Below are 7,284 nucleotides of genomic sequence, written 5' to 3'. Positions count from 1 at the left end.
AATCCGCCATTCCCTTCCCCCACGCCCTGATCCCGCCGATCATGAAGACCAGGGGTGCTGTCATCATCTCGCTCGGCGATCTGTGTCGCTGGCTGGCCGAACAGGCCGAGACACTGGGCGTCGATATTTTTCCCGGCACGGCCGCTGCCGATTTTATCACCGGCGAGAATGGCGAAATCCTCGGCATCGTCACCGGCGATATGGGCGTTGCCCGCGACGGCACCCACAAGCCGACCTTTACCCCCGGCATCGAGTTGCGCGCCAGATATACGCTCATTGCCGAAGGCGCCCGCGGCTCGCTCGCCAAGCGCCTGATCGCCAAATTCGGTCTGGACGAAGGCCGCGCGCCGCAAAAATATGGTCTTGGCCTCAAGGAAATCTGGGAAATCGATCCGGCAAAACACAAGCCGGGCAAAGTCACCCATTTCATGGGCTACCCGATGGGCAATTCCACCAGCGGTGGCGGCTTTTGCTATCATGCCCAGGACAACAGGATCTATCTTGGGCTTGTCGCCCATCTCGACTACGAGAACCCCACATTGTCCCCGTTCGGCGAATTCCAGCGCTTCAAGCAGCACCCTGAAATCGCCAGACTGCTCGAAGGCGCGACCTGCCTTTCCTATGGCGCACGCGCGCTGACCTCGGGCGGCTGGCAGTCCATCCCCAAAATGGCCTTCCCCGGCGGCGCTTTGATCGGCTGCTCGGCCGGGTTTATGAACGTGCCGAGGCTCAAAGCCATCCACAACGCCATCCGCTCGGGCATGGCCGCGGCGTCCGAAATTGCAAACGCCATCGCCGCCGGCCGCGCCAATGATGAAATCGCAACGCTCGACGAAGCCATCCTCGCTTCGGGCATCCGCAACGATCTTTACCCGGTCCGCGCCGTAAAACCGCTCTGGAGCAAGCTGGGGACCTTTGTCGGGGTGGGGCTGGCCGGCGCCGACATGTGGATTTCCAGCCTCGCCAAACGTTCCCCCTTGGGTGGTCTGGTTTCCGACAGGCCCGATTTCGCGCGGCTTAAACCGGTTTCCGAAGTTGCCCCCATCACCTATCCCAAACCGGATGGCAAAATCGCCTTCTCGCGCACCGAATCGGTCTATCGCGCCAACATCGCCCATGAAGAGGATCAGCCCGTCCATTTGCGGCTCACCGATCCCCAAGTCCCGATTCGCGACAACCTGCCGAAATATGGCGAGCCCGCGCCGCTCTATTGCCCCGCCGGTGTTTACGAGGTGATCGAGGAAGGCGGCGATCCCGTGTTCAGGATCAATGCCCAGAACTGCGTGCACTGCAAGACCTGCGATATCAAGGACCCGGCCCAGAACATCAACTGGGTACCCCCCGAGGGTGGAAGCGGTCCCAACTATTCGGGAATGTGAAAATCGTGTGAGCCCTCAAGGCTTGCGGCGCTCGCGCATTTGCGTGAAAAGGTCTCGTGGGAGTGCTTCCAGGATAAGTGGAAGCCGCTTATCCGGTTCGGAAGCGCGACAAGACAAGAACTTGGAGCAATTTGCGCGATTCGGAGAAACGTGAAAATGCATCCAACTGATGCGCCCAACAATCGACAGGATTGCCGGGTTTGGCTATTGGAGATGATAGGCCGGTCTCAGGCCTGCAAGCGAGGAGTTCGGGAACAATCGTGCTAAAGCTGCTCAAACGGCCGATCCATGCCCTGATCGTTGCCGCGCTCTGCGCTGGCGTTCCACTCTCATCGTCATTCGCGCAGCAGGATATCCTGCCCATGCGCGTCTCGAGTACGATGGGCAGCTATCTGGCCGGCCTTTCCGCCATCGATGCCCTCGACGCCCGCCGCGCCGCTTCACTGTTCATGCAGGCCGCCGAGCGCGATTGGGACAATCCGGTCTATTCCAGCCAGGCGTTCCTCGCCTATCTTCTGGCCGGCGACATTTCCGAAGCCGCCACCATGGCTCAACACGTCATTGACCTGACGCCCGAAGATGAGCTTGCCCATCTTGTTCTGGGCTCGGTTGCCCTCAAACAGCGCCGTTACGCTTCAGCCGATCAGTTGCTTTCGCGCGTTCCCGAGGCTTCGCTGGTCGGCATTATCGCTTCGGTTATCCGCGCCTGGTCCAAGGTCGGCGAAGACGATACTGACGCCGCAAATGCCATCCTGAGCCAGGTCGGGCAGGGCGGGTTTGACGAGTTTATCATCTTCCATCGCGCCATTCTGGCCGATGTCGGCGGCCAACGCGATGAGGCGATCGATCTGGCCCGCCAGGCCTATGAACTCGATCCGCTCGTCCCGCGCATCGCTGAAGCCTATATCCGCATGCTGGGCAATGCCGGACGCTTCGATGAAGCCCAGGCCGTGCTCGATACTTTTGCTGAACAGGGTGTCGAGCATCCTGTTGTCGATTCCCTGCGTGAGCCCATCGCCAATGGTCAAAAGCCCGGTCTTTTCGCCGGATCGGTCCAGTCGGGCGCGGCCGAAATGCTTCACGGACTGGGCACGGCGCTGGCCCGCGATGGCTCGATCCAGCTCGGCGTCGGCTTCCTGCAACTTGCCAATTACCTCGATCCCGACGAGGCGATCATTTCAATTTCGCTTGGCGAGCTTCTAGCCAGCGCCGGCCGCTACGACGAAGCCGACACGATCTTTGAGACTGTCCCCAACGATTCCCCCCTCCGTGTCAACGCGCTGGTCCGGCTCGCCGAAAACATCGATCTGCGCGGCGATCGCGATGCCGCCATTTCCCGTCTTCAGAATATTGCTGTCTCAAATCCCGACAATCAGGAAGTGCAGGGTATCCTGGGCGATACGTTGCGCTATGCCGAGCGGTGGGAAGAGGCGGCGGAGGCCTATTCAGCGGTCATTGATCGGCTCGATCCGGCCCGTCCCAACGACTGGCGCTTCTATTATGTGCGCGGCATCTCCTATGAGCGCGCCAAACAATGGGACCGCGCCGAGGCCGATTTCCTCAAGGCTCTCGAGTTGCGCCCCAATCATCCCGATGTTCTCAACTATCTCGGCTACACCTGGGTGGATCAGGGCAAAAACCTCGAACAGGCGCTTGAAATGATCGAGCAGGCCGTCGAGCTCTCACCGCGCAACGGCTATATCGTCGACAGCCTGGGCTGGGCTTTCTACAAGCTTGGCCGCATAGACGAGGCCGTCGAGGTGCTCGAGGATGCGGTCAACCTTCTGCCTGCCGACCCCGAGATCAACGACCATCTTGGCGATGTCTATTGGGTTGCCGGAAGAGAGCGCGAAGCCATGTTCCAGTGGCGCATCGCCATCGATGTCGATGAGGACGGCGCGGTCACCGAGCGCGCCACGCCAAAGCTGCTTCACGGGCTGGACCCGAACGCGCCCATCGGCGATTGATGCCGCTAACAGAGCCCGCCCCGGCCAAGGTCAATCTCGCGCTGCATGTTGTGGGGCGTCGGGAGGACGGTTTTCATCTCCTCCACACCCTGTGCGTTTTTACCGAACTGGCCGATCTGGTTTCGGTCGCGCCTGCGCGTAAGGACCTGCTTCACGTCTCGGGCCCGTTCGGCGCCGATTTGCCCAATGGGCGTGCCAACCTTGTCATCCGGGCGCTGGAAAAATTCCGCGCCCGCTTTCCCGGTCATCTGCCCGACGGAATCGAAATCCATCTCGAAAAGCACCTCCCCATTGCTGCCGGGCTCGGTGGGGGCTCGGCCGACGCTGCCGCCCTGTTGCGCGTTCTTGCGCGCATGAGCCAAACCCCCATCGCCGATGCGGAAATCTTTGCCCTTGCCGCCACGCTGGGTGCCGATGTGCCCATGTGCCTTTTGAGTCAGCCTTGCGAGGTAACCGGCATTGGCGAAAAAATCGCACCGCTCACAACCTTTCCTCAGATGCACCTGGTTCTGGTCAATCCTCTCGAACAGGTTTCCACCCCTGATGTGTTCAAGCGGCTGACCCAAAAGCACAATCCGCCCATGCCCGAGCTGCCCGCGCCGCTCGATCGTGCAGCGCTGCTCTCGCTCTGGCTTGCCGATACCCGCAATGATCTTGAGGCCCCCGCCACCGAACTGGTGCCTTCCATCGCTTCGATCGTGGGCGCGATCTCCACCACATCAGGCTGCGTCACCGCCCGCATGTCAGGCTCCGGCGCCACCTGCTTCGGCCTCTATGGCAGCGCCGCCGCCGCCCACCAGGCGGCTCACGATTTGCGCGAACGCTTCTCGGGCCATTGGGTCGCCGCCACGCCGCTGCTCGGGCAATAGGCTGCTACCAGCCTCCTCCGCCGCCGCCTCCTCCGCCGCCGCCCGAAAAGCCACCGCCCCCCGACCCGGACGAACTCGATGCCTGCGGCTGGGACGAGATCATCGCAGCGCTGAGCCCGGTCGCCACCCCGCCCATGGTGCGCGCGAAGCTGCCCGAAGAGAAATTGCCGCCGCTATACCAGTGCGGCGAGTAGTCTGTGCCCGCATCCTTGACGGCGTGACGGGCCAGATCGTTCTCGAACCGCGTCGACCAGGGCTTTTCCACGCCCAGCGCCATGGCATAGGGCAGGATGGCCTCGAAGCGTGAAACGCTCATGTCGGGCTCGCCCTGAAAGTTGAGCCGTTCCTTTTCGGCCGTCTCGAGATACATTTTGAAGCCATCGATTTCGTCCATGATCTTGCGCCCATGCACGGTCGGCGCCCGCATCAGAACGGCAAACACCAGCGTTACCGCAATGATGGTGATCGCCGCGACGAACGGAAAATCGATATTGGAGAGATCGAGCACATCCAAAGCAAAGGCCCCAGAATTGGCGATAAAAATGCCCATGATCGCCAAACCGAAAAACCGCCCGATCCCACGGCCCTGCCAAAAGGAGCGCGCTGCCGTCCCAATGATCGACAGGAAGACCGCGGCAAAGGCAGCAAAAAACACAAACAACGGGTGCAACACGCCCGTTGCCACCATGACGACCAGCGACAAAATGCCGATCAGCACGCCGACAGCGATATAGATCATATGGCTGTTGAAATAGACCTTGCGGTTTTCGGCTTCCAGCGCAGCGATGAAGGCGGACTTGGCCTTGGCCAGTTCCGGCCCGCTTGTCTTGTCGATGGTCACTGGGCTCATCGATTTCAAATCCCCGTAAATCACCGCTTCGCCCGGCGGCAGCGGTTCTTTCGGGTACTGCCCGGTCACCGTCAGGGTGTTTTTCTTTCCCTGCTTGCCGATTTCAATCAACTCCTTGGTGGCCAGCGAAATCAGCGCGGCGGAAAAGGCTGTCCAGCCCGTTTTTCCCCATCCCATGGTGTGCACGTAGTGGACAAGCGCAGGGGAAAAGCCTTTGGGGGGATAAAATCTGGGAAATATGACACCCTTGGCCGGATCGCGGCCCACAGCGCCCCAGGCCAGCGCATTATAGGCAATGACGATCAACAGCATGGCCAGCGGGATGATGTAGTCGCGATAATCGGAAAACCAGAACAACAGCGCGTCGGTGCCTTGGGGCGGCGTCAGAATGCCTTTCTCGAAGGAAACCGAAACCGTCAGCCCTTCGCCCGGCCCGAGCGCCCGCGTCACCGTAAATCGTGCCTGCCGGTCGTTGAGTCGTTCGGCCGAGCTGTCGGCGCTACGCACCCCAAATTCGCCAGTATAGGCATTGAGTTCAGTAATCTGAGCGCCTTCGGGCAGCGTCACCAACGCGCGCGCCCGCAGGATGGGGAAATTCCAGTAATTGCCCGTCGCGTTCCAGTAGAACTCGTCGTGATCCTCGAACAGGCGTGCCGCACGGTCCATCCGATAGACGATCTCATAGCGGTGAACACCCGACTGCAAAAGCACCTCGGCCGACCCGATCCGGATCCGTTGTCCGCCCGATATTCCCTCGACCGCAAAGGGTTCTGCCGCGCCATTGCGCGTCACGGAAATCACTTCAAACGGCAGCCGGATCGTCCGGCCATCGGGCGTTTCGAGAAGGGTCGGAATGTCGCGGAAGATGCCGCGCCGAATTTCGTTGCCCTCGGCATTCACCGCGATCTGTTCGGTGATGGTCACTGAAGTATCGGCATGAACCTCGAAAATCGCGTTGAACTCGCGGATTTCCTCGCGCGCCCACGCAGGCGCGGCGCAAATCAAAACGACCAGGGCAATGAGAAAACGCTGCATCGGCCTTACTGGAACTTGACCTGCGGCACCGCCCGGTCCGCCTCGTTCTCCAGCTCGAAATATTCGGCCTTTTCGAATTTGAAGGCATTGGCAACGATGTTGGAAGGAAACGATTCCACGGCGATGTTGAGATTGCGCACGGCTCCGTTGTAATAACGCCGCGAAAGCTGGATCTCGTCTTCCACAATCTGCAGCGCCGTCTGGAACTCGAGGAAATTGGTGTTGGCCTTGAGGTCGGGATAGGCCTCGGCCACCGCAAAAAGCCGCCCCAAAGCCCCCGAAAGAAGCCCCTCCGCCTGTCCGCGTTCGCCGGGCGAAGCGTTCTGTGCCGCCTGCACGGCCGCGCGCGCATCGGTCACCGCCTGCAGCGTCTCGCGTTCATGGGCCATATAGCCCTTGACCGTTTCGAGCATGTTGGGAATGAGATCGGCGCGGCGCTTGAGCTGCACGTCGATGCCCGACCAGCCCTCTTCCACCAGCTGCCGATTGCGGATCAGATTGTTGTAGACATAGATCGCATAGCCGAGAACGGCCACGACCAGTATCAGGATCACCCATTCCATCTGCCGCTTCCCTCCTGCCGCATGGTTGCGGCCAGAGTGGCACCATTAATGGGCTATATCAATCACTTATCGGCGCCGGTCGCCCCGCCGCCGGCCGTTTGCAGCCACGCCGCACCGCACGCCTTGGCCAACTCGCGAATGCGCAGGATATAGCTTTGGCGCTCGGTCACCGAAATCACCCCGCGCGCGTCGAGCAGGTTGAAATTGTGGCTGGCCTTGATGACCTGCTCATAGGCTGGCACGGCCATGGTCTGGCGCTCACCATCCTGGCCTGCCGCAAGGATGGCCTTGCACTCGTCCTCGGCATCCTTGAAATGCCGAAACAGCATTTCGGTATCGGCCGCCTCGAAATTGTATTTGGAAAATTCCTGCTCGTTCTGCAGGAACACCTCGCCATAGGTGACCTTCTGATCGCCTTCGCGTCCGTTGAAGTTGAGATCGTAAACGTTCTCGACCCCCTGCACATACATCGCCAGCCGTTCCAGCCCATAGGTGATTTCCCCGGGAACGGGAGAGCATTCAAAGCCCGCGACCTGCTGGAAATAGGTGAACTGGGAAACTTCCATCCCGTCGCACCAGCACTCCCAGCCAAGCCCCCATGCGCCCAGCGTCGGGCTTTCC

6 protein-coding genes are annotated in these 7,284 nt (G+C 60.7%); 3 read left to right on the top strand and 3 right to left on the bottom strand.

Annotated elements, in window-relative coordinates:
- The 3 genes from AACZ55_RS14945 to AACZ55_RS14935 form a co-directional block, all read left to right on the top strand.
- On the top strand, positions 1-1,379 hold a 1,379-nt coding region (locus AACZ55_RS14945; protein ID WP_339647397.1), incomplete at its 5' end, for an electron transfer flavoprotein-ubiquinone oxidoreductase.
- A 260-nt stretch (positions 1,380-1,639) separates the two neighbouring features.
- Positions 1,640-3,346 (top strand): tetratricopeptide repeat protein, encoded by a 1,707-nt coding sequence (locus AACZ55_RS14940; protein WP_339647394.1) that lies wholly within the window; start codon positions 1,640-1,642, stop codon positions 3,344-3,346.
- Complete coding sequence (locus tag AACZ55_RS14935) at positions 3,346-4,215, top strand: 4-(cytidine 5'-diphospho)-2-C-methyl-D-erythritol kinase (RefSeq protein WP_338607537.1); 870 nt, start codon at positions 3,346-3,348, stop codon at positions 4,213-4,215. Before AACZ55_RS14940 ends, AACZ55_RS14935 begins: the two co-directional genes overlap by 1 nt.
- 4 nt (positions 4,216-4,219) lie before the next feature.
- Here AACZ55_RS14935 and AACZ55_RS14930 read toward each other — a convergent pair whose 3' ends face one another.
- The 3 genes from AACZ55_RS14930 to AACZ55_RS14920 form a co-directional block, all read right to left on the bottom strand.
- Entirely contained in the window at positions 4,220-6,100 is a 1,881-nt protein-coding gene (locus tag AACZ55_RS14930; protein ID WP_339647391.1) for a DUF2207 domain-containing protein, read from the bottom strand.
- Positions 6,101-6,105: 5 nt separating this feature from the next.
- Complete coding sequence (locus tag AACZ55_RS14925) at positions 6,106-6,663, bottom strand: LemA family protein (RefSeq protein ID WP_339647388.1); 558 nt, start codon at positions 6,661-6,663, stop codon at positions 6,106-6,108.
- Between the two features lie 62 nt (positions 6,664-6,725).
- A partial coding sequence (locus tag AACZ55_RS14920; RefSeq protein WP_339647386.1) for a glycine--tRNA ligase subunit alpha occupies positions 6,726-7,284 on the bottom strand: 559 nt, incomplete at its 5' end.

This window comes from uncultured Pelagibacterium sp. (genome assembly GCF_963972885.1).
In the GTDB taxonomy this organism is placed as follows: Bacteria; Pseudomonadota; Alphaproteobacteria; order Rhizobiales; family Devosiaceae; genus Pelagibacterium; species Pelagibacterium nitratireducens.
This window is presented reverse-complemented; position numbering and strand designations above follow the sequence as displayed.

Bases quoted from the DNA above. Each gene is read 5' to 3' on its own strand.
- AACZ55_RS14925 (WP_339647388.1), bottom strand. From the start codon at position 6,663: ATGGAATGGGTGATCCTGATACTGGTCGTGGCCGTTCTCGGCTATGCG.
- AACZ55_RS14930 (WP_339647391.1), bottom strand. From the start codon at position 6,100: ATGCAGCGTTTTCTCATTGCCCTGGTCGTTTTGATTTGCGCCGCGCCT.
- AACZ55_RS14935 (WP_338607537.1), top strand. From the start codon at position 3,346: ATGCCGCTAACAGAGCCCGCCCCGGCCAAGGTCAATCTCGCGCTGCAT.